At 73.4% G+C, this 22,854-nt stretch carries 21 protein-coding genes (1 of these 21 running past the window's edge); 7 read left to right on the top strand and 14 right to left on the bottom strand.

Features of this window, described 5'->3' with window-relative positions; all coding sequences use genetic code 11:
- Positions 1 to 473: the 5' portion of a DNA-3-methyladenine glycosylase gene (locus GQS52_RS22160; protein WP_182316637.1), read on the bottom strand. It extends 145 nt beyond the left edge of the window; the window shows 473 of its 618 coding nt (coding positions 1-473); it begins with the start codon at positions 471 to 473; the stop codon falls past the left edge of the window.
- A gap of 353 nt (positions 474 to 826) precedes the next feature.
- Here GQS52_RS22160 and GQS52_RS22155 point away from each other — a divergent pair, with 353 nt between their 5' ends.
- The 3 genes from GQS52_RS22155 to GQS52_RS22145 all read left to right on the top strand — a co-directional run bounded on the left by GQS52_RS22155 (position 827) and on the right by GQS52_RS22145 (position 3,107).
- Complete coding sequence (locus GQS52_RS22155) at positions 827 to 1,609, top strand: sporulation protein (RefSeq protein WP_182315098.1); 783 nt, start codon at positions 827 to 829, stop codon at positions 1,607 to 1,609.
- A 144-nt stretch (positions 1,610 to 1,753) separates the two neighbouring features.
- Positions 1,754 to 2,287, top strand: a complete 534-nt coding sequence (locus tag GQS52_RS22150) for a YbhB/YbcL family Raf kinase inhibitor-like protein (protein WP_182315097.1) — start codon at positions 1,754 to 1,756, stop codon at positions 2,285 to 2,287.
- 232 nt (positions 2,288 to 2,519) lie between these two features.
- Positions 2,520 to 3,107, top strand: coding sequence for an HNH endonuclease (locus GQS52_RS22145; protein ID WP_182315096.1), 588 nt, complete (start codon positions 2,520 to 2,522; stop codon positions 3,105 to 3,107).
- On the opposite strand, the gene GQS52_RS22140 is transcribed toward GQS52_RS22145, so the two are convergent.
- From GQS52_RS22140 to GQS52_RS22115, 6 genes are all read right to left on the bottom strand, one after another.
- The gene (locus tag GQS52_RS22140; RefSeq protein WP_259370910.1) at positions 3,108 to 5,486 is read right to left on the bottom strand and encodes a phosphoketolase family protein; all 2,379 of its coding nucleotides are present in this window, start codon (positions 5,484 to 5,486) and stop codon (positions 3,108 to 3,110) included.
- Between the two features lie 207 nt (positions 5,487 to 5,693).
- Positions 5,694 to 5,882, bottom strand: coding sequence for a DUF1272 domain-containing protein (locus GQS52_RS22135; RefSeq protein WP_182315094.1), 189 nt, complete (start codon positions 5,880 to 5,882; stop codon positions 5,694 to 5,696).
- A gap of 127 nt (positions 5,883 to 6,009) precedes the next feature.
- Positions 6,010 to 6,816, bottom strand: coding sequence for a sulfite exporter TauE/SafE family protein (locus GQS52_RS22130; protein WP_182315093.1), 807 nt, complete (start codon positions 6,814 to 6,816; stop codon positions 6,010 to 6,012).
- 107 nt (positions 6,817 to 6,923) lie between these two features.
- Positions 6,924 to 7,874 carry an SPFH domain-containing protein gene (locus GQS52_RS22125; protein ID WP_182315092.1) on the bottom strand — a complete coding sequence of 317 codons (951 nt, stop codon included), beginning with the start codon at positions 7,872 to 7,874 and terminating at the stop codon, positions 6,924 to 6,926.
- A gap of 149 nt (positions 7,875 to 8,023) precedes the next feature.
- The gene (locus tag GQS52_RS22120) at positions 8,024 to 8,446 is read right to left on the bottom strand and encodes an NfeD family protein (protein WP_330166971.1); all 423 of its coding nucleotides are present in this window, start codon (positions 8,444 to 8,446) and stop codon (positions 8,024 to 8,026) included.
- 160 nt (positions 8,447 to 8,606) lie between these two features.
- On the bottom strand, positions 8,607 to 9,398 hold the full coding sequence (locus GQS52_RS22115) for an ABC transporter ATP-binding protein (RefSeq protein ID WP_182315091.1): 792 nt from the start codon (positions 9,396 to 9,398) through the stop codon (positions 8,607 to 8,609).
- Positions 9,399 to 9,513: 115 nt separating this feature from the next.
- On the opposite strand from GQS52_RS22115, the gene GQS52_RS22110 reads away from it, so the two are divergent.
- A complete protein-coding gene (locus GQS52_RS22110) occupies positions 9,514 to 10,323 on the top strand; it encodes a hypothetical protein (RefSeq protein WP_182315090.1) in 810 nt (269 codons plus the stop codon).
- 141 nt (positions 10,324 to 10,464) lie between these two features.
- Here GQS52_RS22110 and GQS52_RS22105 read toward each other — a convergent pair whose 3' ends face one another.
- Positions 10,465 to 11,151: a response regulator transcription factor gene (locus GQS52_RS22105; RefSeq protein WP_182315089.1), complete on the bottom strand. Its 687-nt coding sequence runs from the start codon at positions 11,149 to 11,151 to the stop codon at positions 10,465 to 10,467.
- Positions 11,144 to 12,322 carry a GAF domain-containing sensor histidine kinase gene (locus tag GQS52_RS22100; protein ID WP_182315088.1) on the bottom strand — a complete coding sequence of 393 codons (1,179 nt, stop codon included), beginning with the start codon at positions 12,320 to 12,322 and terminating at the stop codon, positions 11,144 to 11,146. Before GQS52_RS22100 ends, GQS52_RS22105 begins: the two co-directional genes overlap by 8 nt.
- 420 nt (positions 12,323 to 12,742) lie before the next feature.
- Between GQS52_RS22100 and GQS52_RS22095 the strand changes: the two genes are divergently transcribed.
- Positions 12,743 to 13,495 (top strand): transglycosylase SLT domain-containing protein, encoded by a 753-nt coding sequence (locus tag GQS52_RS22095; RefSeq protein ID WP_182315087.1) that lies wholly within the window; start codon positions 12,743 to 12,745, stop codon positions 13,493 to 13,495.
- 120 nt (positions 13,496 to 13,615) lie between these two features.
- Here the strand turns inward: GQS52_RS22095 and GQS52_RS22090 are convergent, their stop codons facing one another.
- Positions 13,616 to 16,360: an FHA domain-containing protein gene (locus GQS52_RS22090; protein ID WP_182315086.1), complete on the bottom strand. Its 2,745-nt coding sequence runs from the start codon at positions 16,358 to 16,360 to the stop codon at positions 13,616 to 13,618.
- A 317-nt stretch (positions 16,361 to 16,677) separates the two neighbouring features.
- On the opposite strand from GQS52_RS22090, the gene serB reads away from it, so the two are divergent.
- The gene (serB, locus tag GQS52_RS22085) at positions 16,678 to 17,949 is read left to right on the top strand and encodes a phosphoserine phosphatase SerB (RefSeq protein WP_182315085.1); all 1,272 of its coding nucleotides are present in this window, start codon (positions 16,678 to 16,680) and stop codon (positions 17,947 to 17,949) included.
- 224 nt (positions 17,950 to 18,173) lie between these two features.
- Here the strand turns inward: serB and GQS52_RS22080 are convergent, their stop codons facing one another.
- From GQS52_RS22080 to GQS52_RS22070, 4 genes are all read right to left on the bottom strand, one after another.
- Entirely contained in the window at positions 18,174 to 19,409 is a 1,236-nt protein-coding gene (locus GQS52_RS22080) for a PQQ-binding-like beta-propeller repeat protein (protein WP_259370908.1), read from the bottom strand.
- 334 nt (positions 19,410 to 19,743) lie between these two features.
- Complete coding sequence (locus GQS52_RS22075) at positions 19,744 to 20,262, bottom strand: histidine phosphatase family protein (RefSeq protein ID WP_182315084.1); 519 nt, start codon at positions 20,260 to 20,262, stop codon at positions 19,744 to 19,746.
- Between the two features lie 208 nt (positions 20,263 to 20,470).
- Entirely contained in the window at positions 20,471 to 20,593 is a 123-nt protein-coding gene (locus GQS52_RS27980) for an SGM_5486 family transporter-associated protein (RefSeq protein WP_259370907.1), read from the bottom strand.
- Between the two features lie 24 nt (positions 20,594 to 20,617).
- Complete coding sequence (locus tag GQS52_RS22070) at positions 20,618 to 22,024, bottom strand: MFS transporter (RefSeq protein WP_182315083.1); 1,407 nt, start codon at positions 22,022 to 22,024, stop codon at positions 20,618 to 20,620.
- Positions 22,025 to 22,134: 110 nt separating this feature from the next.
- On the opposite strand from GQS52_RS22070, the gene GQS52_RS22065 reads away from it, so the two are divergent.
- Positions 22,135 to 22,815, top strand: a complete 681-nt coding sequence (locus tag GQS52_RS22065; protein ID WP_182315082.1) for an FCD domain-containing protein — start codon at positions 22,135 to 22,137, stop codon at positions 22,813 to 22,815.
- Positions 22,816 to 22,854 lie beyond the last annotated feature (39 nt).

The following is a 22,854-nucleotide window of genomic DNA, read 5'->3' as shown; positions in this document are numbered from 1 at the left end:
ACCGGGGTGCCCTCGTGGACCTGGACCGGGGAGTCGGGGGCGCAGACGTCGGTTCCGTCCAGGCTGCGGTCGATGCCGAGCGCGAGAGTGAGCCTGCCGGGTCCCTTGGCCAGCTCGTGGTGGTTCTTCGCCGTGTGGCGGCGCGAGGCGGCGTGGGCGTGTCCCCGGACGATCTCCCCGGCCCGTACCAGGACCCCGTTGGACTCGCCGGCCCGGCCGCACACGAGGTTGGCCGCGTGGTGCATTCCGTAGATCCAGTAGACGTAGAGGTGACCGGCGGGGCCGAACATCGTGGCGTTGCGCAGGGTCTTGCCGCGGTAGCCGTGGGAGGCGGGGTCCGTGGTGCCCTCGTACGCCTCGACCTCGGTGATGCGCAGGGCGATCGTCTGCCCGGGTTCTCGGCGCAGGAGGACGCGGCCGAGGAGTTCGGGGGCGACCAGGTGCGCCGGCCGGGCGAAGAAGTCTCTGGGCATGAGGTCGCCGATGTCCACGTTCCGGTACGTCTTCCTGTTGTCCGTCTTGCTTGTCTTGTTCGTCTTGTCCGTCGGTGCCCGCCGGGACGGTCGGGGTAGATCGTCCCGAAGTGGGTTGCGGGTCCCGCTTCTTCCGCACGGGGCTGCTCGTGCTCGCTCTGCCCGTCATGCTTCCCGCTTGCGCCCGGCCCACTCGCAGGGGGCGGCTAGAGGGCGGTCCGGGTTCGGGAGGGGTCGCCCGCTCCCGCCGAGGTTTGTCGGCAGGAGGATGGAACCGCGGGGGTGTGTCCCGCGCTCTGAAGCATCAGGAGAATAGGGACTTCAGAGATCCGCCTGTGTGGAGAGGAACAACCGTGGGCTTCAAGAAGCTGATGGCAGCCTTTGGTGCCGGGGGCGCGTCCGTGGAGACCGTCCTGACCGAGCCGAACGTGGTGCCGGGCGGTGTGGTGCAGGGCGAGGTCCGCATCCAGGGCGGTTCGGTCGCGCAGCAGATCGAGAGCGTGTCCGTGGGGCTCCAGGCCCGCGTCGAGGTCGAGTCCAACGACGGCGAGTACAAGCAGGACGTGCAGTTCCACAAGCAGCAGCTCGGCGGCACGTTCGAGGTGCAGCCGGGGGCGGTGCACACCGTTCCGTTCGGGCTGGACATCCCGTGGGAGACCCCGGTGACGACGTTCATGGGGCAGCACCTGACCGGGATGAACGTGGGGGTGACCACCGAGCTGGCGATCGCCCGCGCCGTGGACTCCGGCGACCTGGACCCGGTGAACGTGCACCCGCTGCCGGCCCAGCAGGCGATCCTGGACGCGTTCGGGCAGCTGGGTTTCCGGTTCAAGAACGCGGACCTGGAGCGCGGTCACATCCGGGGCACCCGGCAGCGGTTGCCGTTCTACCAGGAGATCGAGTTCTACGCGCCGCAGCAGTACCGGGGCCTGAACCAGGTGGAGCTGAGCTTCGTGGCGGACGCCCACGAGATGGACGTCGTGCTGGAGATGGACAAGAAGCCGGGACTGTTCGGCGAGGGCAACGACAGCTACCGGGCCTTCACCGTGAGCCTGTCCTCGTACCGGGAGACGGACTGGGCGGCCTACCTCAACCAGTGGCTGGCGGAGGTCGGCGGGCGCCGCAACTGGCTCTGACCCCCCGCGGATCCGCCGGATCCGCCGGGTCCGCGGCGGCGGCCGGCGCCCGGGGGCGGTGACGCGCCCGGGCACCGGCGGCGCGGCGGGTGCGGGCCCTAAGGTGTCGGGGAAGGTGATCTTTCCCTACCAGGAGGTACCGACGTGACGCAGCCGAAGAGGGCTCCTCTTCCCCACGACTTCCTGCCCGAGGTGCCGTCGTTCACGGTGGTGAGCGACGACGTGGCGCCGGGGGCGACGCTGGGCGACGCCCAGGTGTACGCGAAGGGGAACACCTCCCCGCACCTGCGCTGGGAGGGGTTCCCGGCGGGGGCGAAGAGCTTCGCCGTGACCTGCTTCGACCCCGACGCGCCCACCGGCAGCGGGTTCTGGCACTGGTCGCTGTTCGACATCCCGGCCTCGGTGACGGAGCTGCCGGCCGGCGCGGGCACGGCTCCCTTCGAGGACCTGCCCGAGGGCGCCGTGCACGTGCGCAACGACTACGGGACGCGTGACTTCGGCGGCGCGGCCCCGCCGGCCGGGGACCCGGCGCACCGCTACGTGTTCACGGTGTACGCGGTGGACACGGAGAAGCTGGGCCCGGACGCGGACGCCTCCCCCGCGGCGGTGGGCTTCAACCTGCGCTTCCACACGCTCGCCCGGGCCCATGTGATCGGCGAGTACGCGGCCGAGGGCTGAGGCCGGCCGCTCCCGCGCCTCCCGTCCGGGGCCGCGGTCGCGCCGTGCGGCTGGAGCCGCGCCGTGCGGCGGGGCCCCGGACGCCCTTCCCCTCCTGTTGGCCCCGGGTTTCCCGGGGCGTGGCGCTCCCGCGTCGCGGCACGGGTGAAATTCCGTTGTCCGGGCGGGGCCCCCATCGGCATGGTGGACCCACTTCGCGGCTGTGCGCGGGGGTTCACGGAAGGTGATCGGGGTGCGTGAGGCGCTGGTTCTGAATGCGAGCTTCGAGCCGCTGTCGTCGGTGTCGCTGAAGCGGGCGGTCGTCCTCGTCCTGCAGGAGAAGGCGGTCGTGGAGCGGGCGCATCCCGGCCTGCGGGTGCGCGCGGCGCAGGTGGAACTGCCGGCGCCGCGGGTGATCAGGCTCTGCCGGTACGTGAGGGTGCCGTTCCGACAACGGGCACCGTGGTCGCGGCGGGGGGTGCTGGTGCGGGACCGGCACCGGTGCGCGTACTGCGGGCGCAGGGCGACCACGGTGGACCACCTGGTGCCGCGGTCCCGCGGCGGACGGGACACCTGGCTGAACACGGTGGCGGCGTGCTCGGAGGACAACCACCGCAAGGCTGACCGGACCCCGGAGCAGGCGGGGATGCGGCTGCTGGTGCAGCCGTTCGAGCCCACCCCCGCCGACGCCCTGGTGCTGGCCCTGGGGCTGGCGCCGGAGGACCCCGGGAGCGGGGAGGCCGCCGGGGCCGGAACCGTTTCCTGGGCGGGGGCCGTCACCGGGACCGTCACCGGGGCCGGGGCCGGTGCGTCGGCCGGGGGGATGCTGCGGTCGGCCTGATCAGCCGGGCCAGGTCCACTCCAGGACCTCGGGCATGTCCTCCCCGTGCTCGCGGATCCAGCTGCGGTGCCTGTTGCGCAGCTCCGCCATGCGCTGGCGGACGCCGATGGCGCGCAGCGCCAGGCCCGGGACGCGGTCGACGACGTCCATGACGAGGCGGTACCGGTCGAGGTCGTTGAGGACCACCATGTCGAACGGGGTCGTGGTGGTCCCTTCCTCCTTGTAGCCGCGCACGTGGAGGTTGGGGTGGCCGGTGCGCCGGTAGGCGAGCCGGTGGATGAGCCACGGGTAGCCGTGGTAGGCGAAGATCACCGGTTTGTCCGTGGTGAAGACGGCGTCGAAGTCGTGGTCGCCGAGGCCGTGGGGGTGGTCGGCGGCGGGGGCCAGGCGCATCAGGTCGACGACGTTGACGACGCGGACGGCCAGGTCGGGCAGGTGCTCGCGCAGGAGCGAGGCCGCCGCCAGGACCTCCGTGGTGGGGACGTCCCCGGCCGCGGCGAGGACGACGTCGGGGTCGCGGCCGGTGTCGGTGCCGGCCCACTCCCAGACGCTGATTCCGCGGTCGACGTGGTCGACCGCCTCCTCGATGCCCAGCCAGTCGTGGGAGGGCTGCTTGCCGGCGACGACGACGTTGACCCGGTCCCGGGTGGCGAGGACGTGGTCGGCCACGGCGAGCAGGGAGTTGGCGTCCGGCGGGAGGTAGACCCGCACGACCTCGGGGCTCTTGTTGACGACGTGGTCGACGAAGCCTGGGTCCTGGTGGGAGAAGCCGTTGTGGTCCTGCCGCCACACGTGCGAGGTCAGCAGGTGGTTGAGCGAGGGAACGGGCATCCGCCAGGGCAGTTCGCGGGAGACCTTCAGCCACTTGGCGTGCTGGTTGACCATCGAGGTGACGATGTGGACGAACGCCTCGTACGAGGAGAAGATCCCGTGGCGCCCCGTCAGGAGGTAGCCCTCGAGCCAGCCTTGGCAGTTGTGCTCGGAGAGCATCTCCGTCACCCGGCCGTCGCGGGCGAGGTGCTCGTCGGTGGGGAGGATCTCCTCCTGCCAGTTCTTGGCGGTCGCCCCGTAGACGGCCTGGAGGCGGTTGGAGGCGGTCTCGTCGGGACCGAAGAGGCGGAAGTCCCTGCGGTCGGCGGTGGCCGCCGTCAGGTCGCGCAGCAGTCCGCCGAGGACGCCGGTGGGCGAGTGCGCGGACGTGCCGCGGCCGGTGACCTCCACCGCGTGGCCGCGGATGTCGGGGACGGGCAGGGACCGGGTGAGCCGGCCGCCGTTGGCGTGCGGGTTGGATCCGAGGCGCCGGTCGCCGTCGGGGACGTGCCGCAGGATCTGGGGGCGGGGGCGCCCGTGTTCGTCGAAGAGGTCGGCGGGGCGGTAGGAGAGCATCCACTCCTCGAGCTGGACGAGGTGCTCGGGGTTGTCGCGGACCCCGGGCAGGGGGACCTGGTGGGAGCGCCAGGTGTTCTCCACGGGCAGCCCGTCGACCTTCTCCGGCCCGGTCCAGCCCTTGGGGGTGCGCAGGACGATCATCGGCCAGCGGGGGCGGGTGCCCGCGCCCGGTCCGCCGGTGCGCGCGGTGTGCTGGATGTCGGCGATGCGGTCCAGCGACCTGTCCAGTGCGGCGGCGAGCGCCCGGTGGACGGCGAACGGTTCGTCGCCCTCCACGTAGTGGGGTTCGTGGCCGTAGCCCATCAGGAGCTGGTCGAGCTCGCCGTGCGGGAGGCGGCCGAGGACCGTGGGGTTGGCGATCTTGTAGCCGTTGAGGTGGAGGATCGGCAGGACCGCGCCGTCGTGCACCGGGTCGAGGAACTTGTTGCCGTGCCAGCCGGTCGCCAGGGCGCCGGTCTCGGCCTCGCCGTCCCCCACGATCGCGGCGACCGTCAGGCCGGGGTTGTCGAAGGCCGCTCCGTAGGCGTGGGACAGGGAGTAGCCGAGTTCGCCGCCCTCGTGGATCGATCCGGGGGTCTGGGGGGCGATGTGGCTGGGGACCCCGCCGGGGAAGGAGAACTGGCGGAACAGGCGCCGCATGCCCTCCCCGTCGCGGGGGACGTCCGGGTAGACCTCGGAGTAGCTGCCGTCGAGCCAGCAGCAGGCCAGGGCCGCCGGTCCCCCGTGGCCGGGGCCGGTGACGTGCAGGACGTCCAGCGAACGGGCCCTGATGACGCGGTTGAGGTGGGCGTAGACCAGGTTGAGGCCGGGTGAGGTCCCCCAGTGGCCGAGGAGGCGGGGTTTGATGTGCTCGCGCCGCAGCGGCTCGGTGAGCAGGGGGTTGTCGAGGAGGTAGATCTGTCCGGCGGTGAGGTAGTTGGCCGCGCGCCAGTAGGCGTCGAGGGCTTCCAGGTCTGCGCGGTCGAGGGGCCTGGCGGCGGTGGCTGCCACGGAACGCTCCCGGGGTCGGCTGCGGCGCCGGTCCCGGCCCGGACGCTCCCGGGGCCGGGGCCGGCGGGCGTCTTTCGGCGTCTTTCGGCTTCGGACTGCCCTTCCCACCCTGGGACCGCTCATTCCCGGCGGCAAGCGGTCGGCGCCGGCCGGGGGGGTGCAGGGCCCCGCCGGCCGGCGGCTTCCCGGCCGGGCCGGGGCCGCGCGTCAGCCGACGGCCGGTTCGGCCCGCCGGGGGCGGCGGACGAGTTCGCCGCCGCAGTTGCGGCAGACGTCGTCGCAGGCGGCGGCGCAGGGCGCGCAGAAGGTGCACTCGTAGGAGCAGATCCAGGCCGGTCCCTCCATCGTCAGTACGACGTCGCACGCCTCGCAGTGGTCGCGCATCTCCAGAGCCATGGTCGGGTCCTGTTCCTCTCGGTGCGGGTCACGGGTCGGCCCGCGTCGCCGCAGGGCTCCCGGAGACAATCACGCCCGGACCGGCCGGGCAACGACCTGGATCACTCCGGCGGGGCCGGGCGGGTGCTCAGCCGGTGACCAGCTGCACGATGGCGACCAGGCCGACCGCCACGATCAGCCCGCGCAGTACGGCCGGGGGGAGCCTCCGGCCGACCTTCGCCCCGATCTGCCCGCCCACGGCGGCCCCCAGTGCGATCAGTCCGACGGCCGCCCAGTCGAAGTCCGCGACGAAGACGAAGAAGACCGCCGCGACGCCGTTGACCACCATCGCGAGGACGTTCTTGACGGCGTTGATCCGCTGGACGTCCTCGTGGAGGAGCACGCCCATGAGGGCCATGTAGATGATGCCCTGGGCGGCCCCGAAGTAGCCGCCGTAGGCGCTGGCCAGCAGTATGCCCGTGAACAGCAGCGGCCCGCCGTTGCCCGGGGCCGCGGCGCCCGCGCGCTCCCGGCGGCTCTGCACGGCGCGGGAGAGGCGGGGCTGGAGGACGATCAGGACGAGGGCCAGGGCCACCAGCACCGGGACGATGGTGTCGAAGGCGGCGGAGGGCAGGGCGAGCAGGAGGACGGCCCCGGCGAGGCCGCCGATCAGGGCTGCGGGGGCCAGGGCCAGCAGGCGGCGTCCCTGCCCCCTGAGTTCGCGGCGGTAGCCGATGGCCCCGCTGAGCGACCCGGGGACGAGGCCGAGGGTGTTGGAGACGTTGGCGGTCACCGGGGGGAGCCCGACGGCGAGCAGGACGGGGAAGGTGATGAGCGTCCCGGAGCCGACCATGGTGTTGATCGCCCCGGCGCCCGTGCCGGCGGCCAGGACGGCCAGTGATTCCCAGAGGGTCACGGTGAGCCTCTCCCGATCGGTGGTGGGGGCACCGATCATGCCGGAGTGCGTCCGGACCGGACGAGGCGGGTCCGTTTTACGGACGGGAACGGCGGACGGGCCCGGCGCGGGTGCCGGGCCCGTCGGGGCGGTTCTGGCCTTGCCGGTCAGTCCTTGTCGAAGCGCGGGGCCTCGCGGCGGGTGACGGCGCCGCCGTCACCGCCGCCGGCTGCGGCATTGGGGATGTTGGGGATGTTGCCGATGGCCCCGCCGAGGCCCTTGAGGGCGTCGCCGAGCTCGCTGGGGATGATCCAGAGCTTGTTGGCGTCGCCCTCGGCGATCTTCGGCAGCATCTGCAGGTACTGGTAGGCCAGCAGCTTCTGGTCCGGGTCGCCGGCGTGGATGGACTCGAAGACGGTGCGGATGGCCTGGGCCTCGCCCTCCGCCTTCAGGGCGGCGGCCTTGGACTCGCCCTCCGCGCGCAGGATCGCGGACTGCTTCTCGCCCTCGGCGGTGAGGATCTGGGACTGGCGGATGCCCTCGGCGGTGAGGATCGCGGCGCGCTTGTCGCGGTCGGCGCGCATCTGCTTCTCCATCGAGTCCTGGATGGAGGTCGGCGGCTCGATCGCCTTGAGCTCGACGCGGTTGACGCGGATGCCCCACTTGCCGGTGGCCTCGTCGAGGACGCCGCGCAGGGCCGCGTTGATCTCCTCGCGGGAGGTGAGGGTCCGCTCCAGGTCCATGCCGCCGATGATGTTGCGCAGCGTGGTGACGGTGAGCTGCTCGATGGCCTGAATGTAGCTGGCGACCTCGTAGGTGGCGGCCCGCGCGTCGGTGACCTGGTAGTAGATGACGGTGTCGATGTTGACGACCAGGTTGTCCTGGGTGATCACCGGCTGGGGCGGGAACGGCACGACCTGCTCGCGCAGGTCGATGCGGTTGCGGATGGTGTCGATGAACGGCACGACGATGTTCAGGCCCGCGCTGAGGGTGCGCGTGTAGCGGCCGAAGCGCTCCACGATGGCCGCGCTGGCCTGGGGGATCACCTGGATCGTCTTGATCAGGGCGATGATTACGAGCACCACCAGAATGATCAGGACGATAATGATGGGCGTCACGGCCGCTCCTCGTGCTGTTCGCCTGCCTCAGGACATGATCGATTCTGACAGAATCCCCCGCCGCCACACCCTGGTTCGGGAGATTCCCGGCCAGGCCGCGCGGTGCACCGGGCCCCTTCGGCCCGGGTGCGCGTCCCGGCTCCGCGGGCTCACATGACGACCGCGGTCGCTCCCTCGATCTCCACCACGTCGACCTTCTCCCCCGGGCGGAAGACCTGGCCGGAGTCCAGGGCGCGGGCGGACCACGTCTCACCGGCCAGCTTGATGCGGCCGCCGTCGGCGTCGACCTGCTCCAGGACGACGGCCTGCCGCCCCTTGAGCGCGTCGACGCCGCTGCGCATGGCCGGCTGCTGCTTGCGGTTCCTCGCGGCGATCGGGCGCACCACGGCGATCAGCGAGACGGAGACGACGACGAACACCACGACCTGGACGACGATCCCCGCGCCCAGGGCCGCGGCCACCGAGCCGGCGAGGGCGCCGGCCGCGAACATCCCGATTTCGGGCATCGCCGTCAGCACCAGCGGGATGCCCAGGGCAACAGCAGCGATCAACCACCACAACCATGCGTCCACACGGTCATGGTAGGGGGGCACACCCTCTGCGGGACAGGGCGCGTGAGGCGCAGGCGGGCCGGGCGGAACGGTTTTCGGACGCGCCCGGCCGCCACGCTCCGTGAGCCCTCCGCGGTGACGGGCACCGCGGGGAGGGGCGCCGCGGTGACGGACGGCCCTCCTACTGCAGGGGCAGGCCGTGCGCGGTCCAGCGGTCGCCGTTGCGCTCGACGACCAGCGGCAGGCCGAAGCAGTGGGACAGGTTGCGCGAGGTCAGCTCGGTGTCGACGGGGCCGGCGGCGACGACCTTGCCCTGGCGGATCATCAGGACGTGGGTGAAGCCCGGGGCGATCTCCTCCACGTGGTGGGTCACCATGATCATGGAGGGGGCCATCGGGTCGCGGGCGAGGCGGCCCAGGCGGCGCACCAGGTCCTCGCGCCCGCCGAGGTCGAGCCCGGCGGCGGGCTCGTCGAGGAGCAGCAGCTCGGGGTCGGTCATCAGGGCGCGGGCGATCAGGGTGCGCTTGCGCTCGCCCTCGGAGAGGGTGCCGAACCTCCGGTCGGTGTACTCGGCCATGCCCAGGCGGTCCAGCAGGGCGCGGGCCCGCTCCTCGTCGGAGCGGTCGTAGTCCTCGCGCCAGTGCGCGGTCATGCCGTACGCGGCGGTCATGACGGTCTCGAGCACCGTCTGGCGGCGGGGCATCTTCTCCGCCATGGCGATCCCGGCCATGCCGATGCGCGGGCGCAGCTCGAAGACGTCGACGCCCCCGAGCTTCTCGCCCAGGATCTGCACGGTCCCGGTGGTCGGGAACAGATAGCTGGAGGCGATGTTGAGCAGCGTCGTCTTGCCCGCTCCGTTGGGTCCGAGGACCACCCAGCGCTCGCCCTCGGCGACCGACCAGGAGACCTCGTCCACCAGGGCGTGGCCGTCGCGGACCACGGATACGTCCACCAGCTCCAGAACATCGCTCATGAGCGTGTTGTCTCCCCATACGCAGTGCGGGCCTGTGGCTCCGTGCCTGTGGGCGCGGTCGCCATGAGCAAACCTACGCCACGGCCCGGGCTGCGCCCTCCTTACCCTGGTTCCCATGCTCGACGAACCACGTTCAGGACGGCTGGCGGCATGGGGAAACGCGATGTTCGCCGGACTTGTCCCACCCGACGACGCGGCGCAGAAGGCCGTGGGCGACGACACCGTGCACCGGATCACCGGGCTCCCCGGGGAGGACCGGCCGGTGGCCGTGGCGTTCGGCCTGGGGCGGCTGCGCGCCCTGGGCGCGCGGGGGCTGCGGGTGGCCCTGCCCGCGCCGGGGCACCCGCTGGGGCTGAGCGGGCCGGCCCCGTTCAACGAGCGGGCGCTCGCGGCCGGTGAGGCCGTGGTCGCGGTCGGCGGTCCCGCGGTGGGGCTGGTGCCCGAGGTCTCCTCCGCCGGGCCGGCCGGGGACCGCCGGACCGAGGTGCTCTGGCACTGCCTGCCGGTGCGGCAGGCGCCTCCCGCGGACGTCCCCCCGCTGGCCGAGGCCGAACGCGAGCTGACCCTGGCGCTGCGGGAGGCGACCGAGGTGCTGACCCGGATGGACGTGGCCGGGGCCGGGCCCGGGGCGCAGGCCGCCCTGGAGGGCTACCGGGCCCGGCGGAGCCGCCGGGTGCTGGCGCCGGGGTATCCGGCGCGGGCGGTGCGGGTACTGGAACTGGCCCAGCGGGTGGGCGCGCTGCTGGCGATCGCGGGCGTGCGTCCGGGCGGGGCGGGCGCGCCGGGCGAGCACGGGGCCGCGGTGAGCGCCTCGCAGATGGCGGCGCGGGCCCAGGCGCTGGCCCCCGTGGAGCGGACCGCGCGCCGGGCCCAGGTGGCGGCGTACAACGCGTACGTGGAGGAACTGGAGCGGCAGGGGATGTGACGCGGGACGCACGGCGCCCGGTGTCGGCGCCCGCCCTGCGCGGGCGTCGGCGAGGGGCGCCGTGCGTCGGCAGGGGCCCGATGTCGGCGGAGGCGGGGCGTCGGCGCAGGCCCGGCGTCGGCGGAGGCGGGGCCGGGGCGGTCAGCGGAGCCGGTCGGCGCCGTGGCGGACCGCCCACAGGGCCGCCTGGGTGCGGTCCGCCAGGTCCAGTTTCATCAGGATGTTGGAGACGTGCGTCTTGACGGTCTTCTCCGACAGCACCAGGGCCCGGGCTATCTCGCGGTTGGAGCGGCCCCCGGCGATCAGCGCCAGGACCTCGCGCTCGCGCTCGGTCAGCGTCCCGCCCCGCCCCTGCGGCGGGTCGTCCCGCTCCGGCGACAGCAGCGCCTCGGCGACCTCCTGCTGGAGCAGGACGTGCCCGGCGTGCACGGAGCGGATCCCGGCGGCCAGCGCGTCGGGGTCGACGTCCTTGTAGACGTAGCCGGCGGCGCCCTCGCGCAGCGCGGGGACGACGGTGCGCCGCTCGGTGAAGCTGGTGACCACCAGCACCCTGGCCCGGACGCCGCGCTCGCGGAGCGTGCGCAGCGCCGCGATGCCGTCCGAGCCCGGCATCCTGATGTCCATCAGGACCACGTCCGGGTCCAGTTCCTCCGCCCGGGCGACGCCCTCGTCCCCGTCGGCGGCCTCCCCCACCACCTCGATGTCCTCCTGGACCTCGAGGAAGGTGCGCAGACCGCGCCGGACCACCTGGTGGTCGTCGACCACCAGCACGCGGATCGGGGCGGGCGCGGGGGCGGGCGCGGGGGCGGGAACGGGGGTCTCAGCCACCGGGTACCTCCATCTCCACGACGGTGCCCCGGCCGGGCTCCGACTGCACGGTCAGCGAGCCGCCCACCGCGGCCGCCCGGTCACTCATCGACACCAGCCCCAGCCGCCGCCCCGCGCCGCGCACCGCGGCCGGGTCGAACCCGCGGCCGTCGTCGGCGACCCGGAGCACGGCCCCGCGGCCGCACGCGGCCAGGGTGACCTCGACGGCGGTCGCGTCCGCGTGGCGCAGGGCGTTGTGCAGGGACTCCTGGGCCACCCGCAGCAGGGCCTCCTCCTGCGCGGCGGGCAGGGCCCGCACCGCGTGCGCGGTGAAGGAGACCCGGGCCGAGTGGACCCGGTCGAGCACCTGGATCTGGGTGCGCAGGGTCGCGGCCAGCCCTTCCTCCTCCAGCGTCGCGGGGCGCAACTCGACCACCACGGTGCGGAGTTCGTCGGCGGCCTCGGCCGCCAGGGCGGCCACCCGGCGCAGTTCGTCCCTGGCGCGCTGCGGCTCGCGGTCGACCAGGGCCGAGGCCGCCTGCGCGGTGAGCCGCAGGGAGAACAGCTTCTGGGAGACGGCGTCGTGGAGTTCGCGGGCGATGCGGGTGCGCTCCTCCACGATGCTCAGCTCCCGGCTGCGCTCGTACAGGCGGGCGTTGGTCAGGGCGATGGCGGCGTGGGCCGCGAGGGTGCGCAGCAGCGCCTCGTCCTCCTCGGTGAAGCCGCATTCGCGCACCGGGTCCCGGCCCCGGCCGCCGGCCGGGGGGCCGCCGGCCCCGGGGCACTTCTTGTTGGCCAGGAAGAGCGCGCCCAGGACCTCGTCGCCGTCGACGACGGGAACGCCGAGGAAGTCCGACAGTTCCGGGTGGGCGGCCGGCCAGCCCTCGAAGCGCGGGTCCTCTCGCACGTCGGCGAGGCGCTGGGAAGCGGTTCCGCGGAGCATCCCGGCGAGGATCCCGTGCTGACGGGGCAGCGGGCCGATGGCCTTCCACTGCTCCTCGTCCACCCCGTCCACGACGAACTGGGCGAAGCCCCCGTGGTCGTCGGGGACGCCGAGGGCACCGTACTCGGCGCCGAGGAGTTCGCGGGCCGAGGCGACGATCGTCTGCAGCACGTCCTGCACCTGCAGGTGACGGCTCATGGCGAGGACCGCGGCGCCGACCGCGTCGATCCCCCGCGCGCTGTGGGACATGCGGTCACCGTACCGGCGTGCCCGGCGCGCCGGGATCGGCCCCGGGCAGGGGCGCCCCTCCGTCCGCGGACGTACGACCCGGGGGCGGTCTGCCGCCGGCGGGCCGCCGCCGGCAGGGCGGCCTCCCGGGGCGGTCTCCCGCGGTGAGGCGGCGGTGACCGGTTGCGACACCGGCGCGGTGCGGATGTGAAGCCCCGCACAGGACGCAGATCACATACGAAGGGGATTAGGAGGAGGCGACCGCGCCGGTCCCCCGTGGATGCGGGGTCGCGCCGCGGGCGGAGGCCGTCCGACGAAGGCGCTTAGTATTCGGGCTTTTTGTTTCAAATCGGGACGGATGCCAAGAATGGTCGAGCTGCTCGGCCGTGGCGGTGTCCGCCCGGCGCAGCATCCCCCGCTCCCGAAAGAGGATCACTGCGCATGCCTTCGACCTTCTCCTCGTTCCGCCGCCCCTCCCGCAACCGCACGATCGGCGTCCTCGGCACCGCAGCAGCCGCCGCCCTCGCCCTGGGAACGGCCGGCGTTGCGAGCGGCGACGGCGGAGCGCCGGGGGAACTCGCCGCCGGCTCCGCCCCCCTGACGGTGTCCTCCCTGACCGCTCCCGCCCCCGAGTCCGTCTCGCTGGTCGGCTCGGCGGAACGGCTGGGCACTCCGGTGGCCGCCCCCGGCACCGCCGAACTGTCCACCGCGGACCGGGCGGACGGCAACGGCACGGCGAAGGCCGACGCGAAGGCCGCGGCCGAGAAGGCGCAGGCCGAGAAGGCGCAGGAGAAGGCCCGGGCGGAGGCCCGTGCCGAGCGCGCGGCGGCCTCGACCGCTGCCGCCCGCAGCGCCCAGCGCGCATCGGTCACCACCGTCGCCGCGCAGACCGCGGCCCAGTACTCCGGCACCCCGCAGCAGATAGCCCGGCAGATGGTGCCCAACGACACCCAGTTCCAGTGCTTCTCCAACATCGTGAGCCACGAGAGCAGTTGGCGGGTCACCGCCACCAACCCCTCCTCCGGCGCCTACGGCCTGGTGCAGTCCCTGCCGGCGGAGAAGATGGCCTCGGCGGGCCCGGACTGGCGGACCAACCCCGTCACCCAGCTCAAGTGGGGCCTGAACTACATGAACGAGCGCTACGGCAGCCCGTGCGAGGCCTGGACGTTCTGGCAGGCCAACAACTGGTACTGATCCGGCCGGCCCGCGCCGCGGAGCACAGAAGCGCCGAGGGCGCCGCCCCCCTCAAGGGGACGGCGCCCTCGGCGCGTTCACGACCGGGACCGCGGCCGGGACCGCGGCCGCTGCCGCGGGTCAGCGCTCGCGCATGACCTCCGGCTCGTGACGGCGCAGCAGGCGCTGCACCACGAAGCCGCAGACGACGGACATGACGAGCAGCACCGCCATGTTGAAGCCCCACTGGCCGAGCGTGGCGTCCCACAGAGGGTCGACGTTGGTGGGGTTGTCGCGGTCCCACGGCGGCATGACGTTGCCCAGGTCCAGCGTGGCGCCCACCGCGGCGACGCCCCAGCGCGAGGGCATCAGCCAGGCGAACTGCTCGAGGCCGGGGGTGTCGAAGATCTGGAACAGCACGCCGGTGAAGACCACCTGCACGATGGCGAACATCACCAGCAGCGGCATGGTCTTCTCGGCGGTCCTGACCAGGGCCGAGATGATCAGGCCGATCATCATCGAGGTGATGCCCAGCATGGAGATGCCCATGGTCATCTCGACCGCCGGGTACTCCCGCAGCAGCAGCCCGCGGGCGGGCAGCTCGCGGATCGCGAAGCCGAGGGCGCAGATGACGACGCCCTGCAGGGCGGTGATCACGCCGAGCACGATGACCTTGGACATCAGGTACGCGGACCGGGACAGGCCGGTGGCCCGTTCCCGCTCGTAGATCACCCGCTCCTTGATCAGCTCGCGGACGGAGTTGGCGGCGCCCGAGAAGCACGCGCCGATCGCGAGGATCAGGATGATCACGCCGGCGTTGCTGTTGAACTTGCGCAGCGGCGGCGCCGCCAGCCCGTACTCGGTCGGGATGACCATGCTGACGATGCCGAGCACCACGGGCAGGGCGAACATCAGGACGATGAAACCGGGGTCGGAGGCGATCACCGACAGGTAGCGCCGGATCAGCGTCCACAGCTGCGAGCCCCAGCTCTGCGGCTTGGGCGGGCGGGTGGGCTGCACCTGCTCCGGGGCCGCCTGCGGAGGGGCGTTCTCCAGGTCCGCGGCGTACGTCTGGTAGTGCTGCGAGCCTCGCCAGCGGCCCGACCAGTCGTAGTCGCGGTAGTTCTCGAACGCCTGGAAGACGTCGGCCCACGACTCGTAGCCGAAGAAGTTCAGCGCCTCGGACGGCGGGCCGAAGTAGGCCACCGAGCCGCCCGGGGCCATCACCAGCAGCCGGTCGCACAGCGCCAGCTCGGCGACCGAGTGGGTCACCACCAGCACGGTGCGGCCGTCGTCGGCCAGGCCGCGCAGGAGCTGCATCACGTCGCGGTCCATGCCCGGGTCGAGGCCGGAGGTCGGCTCGTCCAGGAAGATCAGCGACGGCTTGGTCAGCAGCTCCAGGGCCACCGAGACGCGCTTGCGCTGGCCGCCGGAGAGGGAGGTGATGCGCTTGTCGGCGTGGATGTCCAGCTTCAGCTCGCGCAGCACCTCCTCGATGCGGGAGTTGCGCTCGGCCTCGGCGGTGTCGCCGGGGAAGCGCAGCTTGGCGGCGTAGCGCAGGGCGGTGCGCACGGTCAGCTGCGCGTGCAGGATGTCGTCCTGCGGCACCAGGCCGATGCGCTGGCGCAGCTCGGCGAACTGCTTGTACAGGTTGCGGTTGTCGTAGAGCACCTCGCCGTGGTCGGCCGGGCGGTAGCCGGTCAGCGCGCGCAGCAGCGTGGACTTGCCGGAGCCGGAGGGGCCGATGACGGCGACCAGGGACTTCTCGGGGACGCCGAAGGAGACGTCGTTGAGGATGACCTTGTCGGCGCCGCCCTGCTTGACCTTCACGGTCAGGCGGCGGGCGGAGAAGGAGACCTCGCCGGTGTCGACGAACTCCTCCAGCCGGTCGCCGACCAGGCGGAAGGTGGAGTGGCCGACGCCGACGATGTCGTCCGGCCCCAGGATGTGCCGCTGGACCGGCTGGCCGTTGACGTAGGTGCCGTTGTGGCTGCCCAGGTCGACGATCTCGAAGCGGCCGTCGGGGTGGGCGTGGAACTCGGCGTGGTGCCGCGAGACCTGCAGGTCGGAGACGACCAGCTCGTTCTCCAGGGCGCGGCCGATCCGCATCACGCGGCCGACGGCGAGCTGGTGGAAGGTCGTGGGGCTGCGGTCGCCCCCGTGGGCCGGCGGGGCGCCGTGGACGGAGGACGCGCCGCCGCCCTTCTGTACGGGCCTCTCCGCCGGACCGGGACCGTGCGCCTGCGGCGGCACGCCCTGCGGCCGGTGCGCGTGCTGCGGTTGCGGCCGGTGGCCGCCCTGCTGCTCGTACTGCGCGTACTGCTCGTACTGCCCCTGCTGCTGGTGCTGTCCCTGCTGCTGGTACTGCTCGTGCTGGTACTGGTCGGGCTGCGGGGGGACCCGGAAGTCCTGCGCCTCGTGCGCCCCGGGGTGCCCCTCGCCGCCGCCCCGGAACGCCTGGGCCGGTGCCTGCTCGGGCGTCCGGGCCCGGTCGGTCGCCTGTGCCTGCGCGGGAATCCCTCCCCGGTGCGCGTTCCCCGCCTCCGCCTGCCCGGCCGGCGCGCCGAAGGCGAGCCTCGGCCCGTCGGCGGGGTTGCCCAGGCGGACGTCCGTCCCCGGGCCGACTTCCGTCTGCAGGACCTGCTGCCCCCGTACGTACGTGCCGTTCGTGCTTCCGTGGTCCTCGAGGACCCACGCACGCCCGTTGAAGCTGATCGTCGCGTGGCGCCACGAGACCCGCGCGTCGTCGAACACGAGGTCCGACTGCGGGTCGCGGCCGAGCGCGAAGGACCTGGACGGGTCAAGTGCCCAGGTTTGTCCGTTCAATTCGACTACGAGTTCCGGCACTCCATGCCCCACAAGGTTGTCCCCCGAGTAATCCCCCATGGAGGGGGAGTCTAGGGATGGCGAACATCGGGAGGCACTATTCCAGGATCGGCAGTCCGACCGGAAACCCGAGGCACCCCGGGGGACTTCCGGCCGCCCGCCCCTCCTTCCCCCTCCACCGCGGCCCCCGGGGGCTCCGGCCGGGACCGGGATCGGGACCGGTGCCGGGACCCCGTCCCGGATGCCGCCGCGGGCGCCGTCCGCGACCATGGCAGGCAGGAGCATCCGGCGCAGTACGGCGGGCGGACCGTCGGCCGTGTCCGAGTGGCGGACCTGTTAACGGCCGGTTCAGGTGCGCCCTATACCGTGGAGCCACCATGAACGACATGCAGCCAGGCCGCGTGCCGACCGCCGTTCCCGCCGACGACGCCCCCACCCTGCTGGTCAAGATATTCGGCAGGGACCGCCCCGGTATCACGGCCGGTCTCTTCGAGACCCTCGCCTCCTACGGCGTGGACGTCGTCGACATCGAGCAGGTGGTGACCCGCGGCCGCATCGTGCTGTGCGCCCTGGTCACCGCACCGGCCGGCGGTTCCGCAGAGGGCGCCCTGCGCGCCACGGTCCACTCCTGGGCCGAGTCCATGAAGATGCAGGCCGAGATCCTCTCGGGCACCGGTGACAACCGGCCCCGCGGGATGGGCCGCTCGATCGTCACGGTCCTGGGGCACCCGCTGACCGCGGAGTCCGCAGCCGCCATAACCGCCACCATCACCGGGGCGGGCGGCAACATCGACCGTATTCACCGCCTGGCCAAGTATCCCGTGACCGCGGTGGAGTTCGCCGTCTCCGGGGTGCCCACCGAGCCGCTGCGCACCGCGCTGGCCACCGAGGCCGCCGCACGCCGGGTCGACGTGGCCGTGGTCTCGGCAGGGCTGCACCGCCGCGCCCAGCGGCTGGTCGTCATGGACGTGGACTCCACCCTGATCCAGGACGAGGTCATCGAGCTGTTCGCCGCCCACGCGGGCTGCGAGGACAAGGTGGCCGAGGTGACCGCCGCCGCGATGCGCGGCGAGCTGGACTTCGAGCAGTCGCTGCACGCCCGGGTCGCGCTGCTGGCGGGGCTGGACGCATCCGTCGTGGACAAGGTGCGCGCCGAGGTCCGGCTGACGCCGGGCGCGCGCACCCTGGTGCGGACCCTCAAGCGGCTCGGCTACCAGGTGGGGGTGGTCTCCGGCGGTTTCACGCAGGTCACCGACGACCTGTGCGAGCGCCTGGGCCTGGACTTCGCCTCCGCCAACACCCTGGAGATCGTCGACGGCCGGCTGACCGGCCGGGTCACCGGTGCGGTCGTGGACCGGGCCGGCAAGGCCCGTCTGCTGCGGCAGTTCGCCGCCGAGGCCGGGGTGCCGCTGTCGCAGACGGTGGCGGTCGGCGACGGCGCCAACGACCTGGACATGCTCAACGCGGCCGGGCTGGGCGTGGCCTTCAACGCCAAGCCGCTGGTGCGGGAGGCCGCCGACACCGCGGTGAACGTGCCCTTCCTCGACACCGTCCTCTACCTGCTGGGCATCACCCGCGAAGAGGTCGAGGAGATCGAGACCGAGGAGATCCGGGCCGAGGAGGCGCAGGCCAGGGAGGCGGGCGCGTAGGAAGCCGGCGCGCAGGGGGCGGGCGCGCAGGAGGCGGGCTCGGCGCTCCCGGACGCTTCCGGCCGCGCTTCCGGCTGCGGAGGACGGCCCGCCGCCCCGTCCTCCGCCCGGCCTCCCGGCCCCGCGCCCGGGCCCCTGGCTCCGCCTCCTGACCTCGCCTCCCGGCCCTGCCGCTCTCCGCACGGCGGTGGGGCCGCCGCACGGCTGCGCGGCGGCGGGCCGGGTCACACGGCCGGCAGGCCGGTCATCCGCTTCCCGTGCAGGGCCGCCAACCGCTTCCCCGAGGCAACCAGGTGCCACTTCTGGAGGTCGCCGGTGCCGTCGTTGTACGTCCAGCGCAGCTTCCCGCCGTCGGCGTCGAAGGCGTGGACGCCGCCGTCCTCGTCGAACTCCGTCGCCCCGTAGAGGGTGTCGCCGACCTTGGCGAACTGCCAGGGGGCCGCGGCGTCCTCGAGGTCCTCGTTGCGCCAGATCTTCTTTCCCGTCGCCGGGTCCACCGCCCACAGGCTGCGCCCGCTGTCGGCCGCGTAGAGGACCCCGTCCAGGACCGCCGGATCGCTGAACACGCTGAACCCGTCCGTGGCGAGGGACCAGCGTTCCCCGCCCCCGGCCAGGTCGAACGCGCGCAGCCGCCGTCCGTCGGCGAGGATCACCAGGCCGTCGTGGACCGCGAGCCTGCGGTTGTTGGACCGGCCGATCTTCTTCGTCCACACCTGCCGCCCGGTCGCGGTGTCGCGGACGGTGAGGTTCTCCCGGAAATCGGTGTAGACGATGCGGTTGCCGGCGACCGCCGCGGTGACGCCGCTCTCGTCCGTTCCGGCGTCGCGCTGCTCGCGCCAGACGACCTTGCCGGTTCCGGTCGCGATCGCCGCGATCACGTTGTTCGGCGTGGAGAAGTCCTCCTCCAGGATTCCGGCGAGGACGTACACGTGACCGTCGTCCGCGGCGATCGGGCGGGGCTGGTCGTACTTCTTACCCAGGCGGCTGCGCCAGGTCTCCCTGCCCGTGGCGGGGTCCAGGCCCACGACGTCCCCGTCGTACTCGGCGCTGGCAAGGTAGAGGGTCCCGCCGCCGACGAGCAGCGCGGCGCCGGGGACGGCCACCCCCTCGCGCGACCACACCTCCTCACCGGTGGCGATGTCACGCCCGACGAGAGGGTCCCCCGACACCAGGACCGTGCTGCCGGCCACGGCGAGCGTCCAGATGCCGGCCAGGCCGTCGTTCGCCGTGCCGGTCCGCCACAGGGCCTCGGGGGCGGTGCCAGGCGGCGGGGTGGTGAAGGTGTCCCCCTCCTTGCCCTTGTCCTTGCCTGCCTCCCGTCCCGGGCCGGGGGCCGGCTGCTCCTCCGGCCCGCACCCCCACGCGGCGGCCCCCAGCAGTGCGAGCCCCAGCCCCTTGCCGAGCATCGCCACGGCCTGTCTGCGCGGCAGTCCGTCTCCGGCCACGGTGTCCTCCCCCATCCTTCTGCGGCGCCCGCACGTTCCGGACGCCCGTTCGGTCGGTCCCTTCGAGCCGGACCAGACTAGCCAGCGTGTTCCGGACGGACCCGCGGCGGAACGGGATCGGGACAGCCCTGTGGCCGGCCGGTCACAAGCGGATCGCGGCAGCGGGTCTCCCGGGCAGCGGGTCTCCCGGGCAGCGGGTCTCCTGGGCGACGGGGCACCGGAGCGGCGGGGCACCGGAGCGCCTGAAGGACGCGCCCGTTCCCCTGCCCGCACGACGGCGGATGCCGGTGCGTGTCCCTCGCGCACCGGCATCCGCCGCGTTCACCGCCGGCCGTCCGCCGGCCGGGTGTCAGTCCTTGGGGGTCCAGTGGGCGACCAGGCGGCCGACGCCGTGCTCGACCGACTTCCAGGAACCGTTGAAGGTGACCACCGCGACGGCCGCGGTCGGGAAGCCGCCCCTGCGCAGGCGCGGCAGCAGGTCGGCCTCGGCCTCGCCCGAGAGCGCGTCGGCCAGCGCGAGCATGCCGGGGTTGTGCCCGACGATCATCAGGTCGGCGACGTCGTCCGGCGTCTCGTTGATCAGTGCCAGGAGGTCTCCGAGGGTGGCCTCGTACAGCCGCTCCTCGTAGACGGTCCGGGGGCGGTGAGGCAGCTCGTGCGCGACGAGCTTCCAGGTCTCGCGGGTGCGTTCGGAGGTGGAGCACAAGGTCAGTTCGGGATGGATTCCCGTCCCGGCGAGCCAGCGTCCGGCGACGGGGGCGTCCCTGCGGCCTCGGTCGGCCAACGGCCTGTCGTGGTCGGACACATCGGGCCAGTCGGCCTTCGCGTGCCGGAGGAGGACGATCCTTCGGGGCGTTTCGACGCTCATGACTCTCAGCTTTGCAGAAAATCCGCGGCCGGGCGCGGGGTGGTGCCGGTTCGGAACGGCCGGAGCATCAGGGGGACGGCTCGCCGGACTTGCCCGGTGCCCGCGCCGGGCGGCACCGAGGTTTCCCGGAGCCTGCCCGGGTCGCAGGACCCGGGGCGCGGAACCCTGGGCGCGGGACCCGGGCCGTGGGCCGCGGGGCCGGGAGCGGTCAGCCGAGCTTCGCCGCGACGCTCGCGATGATCGCGATCACCACGGTGATCCCGACCATGACGCCGAACACGGCGAGCAGCTTCTTGCCGCCGCCCTGGGGATTCGGTTCGAGGACTGGCATGGAACCAGTCTCGCACCCGTCCCCTCACGCCCCTCCCCGGGGTAGGGCCTCGTCCTCGACGTGGCGATTGCGCCCGGCGAGCAGGCCGGCGCCGATCTGCGGGACCATAAGCGCCGCCATCAGGGCGATCGGCAGGTCCCACCCGCCGGTGCGCTGGTAGAGGGCGCCGATCAGGATCGGCCCGGGGAAGGAGATGAGGTAGCCGGTGCTCTGGGCGAAGGCGGAGAGCCGGACGACGCCTGCGGAGCTGCGCGCACGCATCCCGATCATCGTCAGGGCGAGCGGGAAGGCGGAGTTGGACAGTCCCAGCAGGAGGGCCCACAGCCACGGCGCGGCCGCGGGAGCGGTCCACAGGCCCGCGTACCCGGAGAGCCCGCACAGCCCCAGGACGACGGCGAACCGGCCCTGGCTGCTCGAACGGGCGGCCAGGGCCGGCAGGACGAAGGCCATCGGGACGCTCACCGTCATGACGCAGGCGAGGAGGAGGCCGGCGGTGGCGGCGGAGGTGCCCGCGTCCCGGAAGATCTGGGGCAGCCAGCCCATGGTGACGTAGGCCGCGGTGGACTGCAGCCCCATGAAGGCTGCCAGGCCCCAGGCGGTGCGGCTCCGGGTGATGCGCAGCGGTGCGGCGGCCGGCGCCGCGTCCGTCCCGCCGTCGCGGGCGGTCCCACCGTCGCGGCCCGTCCCGGCACCGGGGCGGCCCTCCCCTCCGGTGCGGCCGATGCGGCCGGCGCGGTCGGCCCGGGCGATCGCCGGCCACAGCAGCGCGGCGGCCAGGGCCGGGACCGCCCACACCCACAGACCCGCCCGCCAGTTGCCGCCGAACGCCTCGGCGACGGGGACGGTGAGGCCCGCGGCGAGCGCCGTGCCTGCCGACAGGCCCATGGAGTAGAGGCCGGTCATCGACCCGACCCGTTCGGGGAAGTACCGCTTGACCACCACCGGCATCATGATGTTGCTCAGCGCTATGCCGGCGAGCGTGACGGCGCTGGCCAGCAGGAAGGGCGCGGTGCTGTCCGCCAGGGGGCGCAGCACGAGCCCGGCGGTGATCAGGGCCGTCCCCGAGGCGACGACCACCGCGGGCCCCCAGCGGCGCGCCATCCGGGGCGCGGCCAGACCGAAGGCGGCGAAGCACAGGGCGGGCAGCGAGGTGAGCAGACCGGCGACCGTGCCGCTCAGGCCCAGCCCGACGCGCACCTCCTCCAGCAGGGAGCCGAGACTGGTGATGGCGGGACGAAGGTTCAGCGAGGCGAGCAGCAGTCCTGCCGTGGCGAGCGCTCCCCCGGCGGCGGCGCGCGAGGCCGGGATGCGCCTACCGGGTCGGCGGGCCCGGGGATCCCTGGTGGCGGGGTCCGCTTCGGCGGGATCCGCGTCGACGGGGCCTGCTCCGGTGGGTTCCGCGGTCGGTGTCGGCACCTGGTCGTCACGCATGAGCCCATCATAGAATCATAGGATGAATGTACGGACACCTCACTCCCCGTGACGGCCGTACAGGATGATGGGGCCGTGACCGGCCCGCTCCGCTCGGGAGAAACCAGACCATGACCCTGACCTCGCCCCGGCGCTCCCCCCTCGCCGACCAGGTGATCGCCCAGCTGCGCGCCCAGATCGCCTCGGGCGAGTGGCCCGTGGGATCCCGCATCCCCACCGAGTCCGAACTGGTCGAGCAGCTGGGGGTGGCCCGCAACACCGTGCGGGAGGCCGTGCGCGCCCTCGCCCACAACGGCCTGCTGGACATCCGGCAGGGCTCGGGCACCTACGTGCTGGCCACCAGCGAGCTGGCCGGGGTCATGCACCGCCGGTTCGCCGACGCCGACCCGCGGCACGTGCAGGAACTGCGCAGCGCCCTGGAGGCGGCGGCGGCACGCACCGCCGCGCTGCGCCGCACCGAGCGGGACGTGAACCACCTGCGGACGCTGCTGGAGCGGCGCGAGCACGCGTGGGGGTCGGGCGACGCGGAGGCGTTCGTCGAGGCCGACGCCACCTTGCACATGGCCGTCGTGGCCGCCTCGCACAACGACGTGATGACCGCGCTGTACGCGGACCTGGGCGAGGTGCTGCGGGCGTTCCTGCGCCTGGACGTGGGGCAGGAACTGCGGCCGGAGGAGCACGTCGACCACGCCCGGCTGGTCGAGGCGATCGCCGCGGGGGACGCGGACCTGGCCGCCGCCGAGGCCGGCTCCCACTCCGCGCCCTGCCGCACCGCCGCTCCCCCGGCCTGACCCCGGCCGCACCCGGCCGCTCCCCCGGCCCCCGTCGTG

Origin of the sequence: Streptomyces sp. SCUT-3, from assembly GCF_014083985.1 — a bacterium.
Classification (GTDB): Bacteria; Actinomycetota; Actinomycetes; order Streptomycetales; family Streptomycetaceae; genus Streptomyces_H; species Streptomyces_H thermolineatus.
Note: the sequence above shows the minus strand (reverse complement) of the source record. Positions and strands in the feature narration are given on the sequence as shown.

Excerpts from the sequence above, each read along its gene's own strand:
- GQS52_RS22135 (WP_182315094.1), bottom strand. The coding sequence starts at position 5,882 with ATGGCTCTGGAGATGCGCGACCACTGCGAGGCGTGCGACGTCGTACTG.
- GQS52_RS22130 (WP_182315093.1), bottom strand. The coding sequence starts at position 6,816 with ATGATCGGTGCCCCCACCACCGATCGGGAGAGGCTCACCGTGACCCTC.
- GQS52_RS22115 (WP_182315091.1), bottom strand. The coding sequence starts at position 9,398 with ATGAGCGATGTTCTGGAGCTGGTGGACGTATCCGTGGTCCGCGACGGC.
- GQS52_RS22110 (WP_182315090.1), top strand. The coding sequence starts at position 9,514 with ATGCTCGACGAACCACGTTCAGGACGGCTGGCGGCATGGGGAAACGCG.
- GQS52_RS22100 (WP_182315088.1), bottom strand. The coding sequence starts at position 12,322 with ATGTCCCACAGCGCGCGGGGGATCGACGCGGTCGGCGCCGCGGTCCTC.
- GQS52_RS22095 (WP_182315087.1), top strand. The coding sequence starts at position 12,743 with ATGCCTTCGACCTTCTCCTCGTTCCGCCGCCCCTCCCGCAACCGCACG.
- GQS52_RS22090 (WP_182315086.1), bottom strand. The coding sequence starts at position 16,360 with ATGGGGGATTACTCGGGGGACAACCTTGTGGGGCATGGAGTGCCGGAA.
- serB (WP_182315085.1), top strand. The coding sequence starts at position 16,678 with ATGAACGACATGCAGCCAGGCCGCGTGCCGACCGCCGTTCCCGCCGAC.
- GQS52_RS22080 (WP_259370908.1), bottom strand. The coding sequence starts at position 19,409 with ATGGGGGAGGACACCGTGGCCGGAGACGGACTGCCGCGCAGACAGGCC.
- GQS52_RS22075 (WP_182315084.1), bottom strand. The coding sequence starts at position 20,262 with ATGAGCGTCGAAACGCCCCGAAGGATCGTCCTCCTCCGGCACGCGAAG.
- GQS52_RS27980 (WP_259370907.1), bottom strand. The coding sequence starts at position 20,593 with ATGCCAGTCCTCGAACCGAATCCCCAGGGCGGCGGCAAGAAGCTGCTC.
- GQS52_RS22070 (WP_182315083.1), bottom strand. The coding sequence starts at position 22,024 with ATGCGTGACGACCAGGTGCCGACACCGACCGCGGAACCCACCGGAGCA.
- GQS52_RS22065 (WP_182315082.1), top strand. The coding sequence starts at position 22,135 with ATGACCCTGACCTCGCCCCGGCGCTCCCCCCTCGCCGACCAGGTGATC.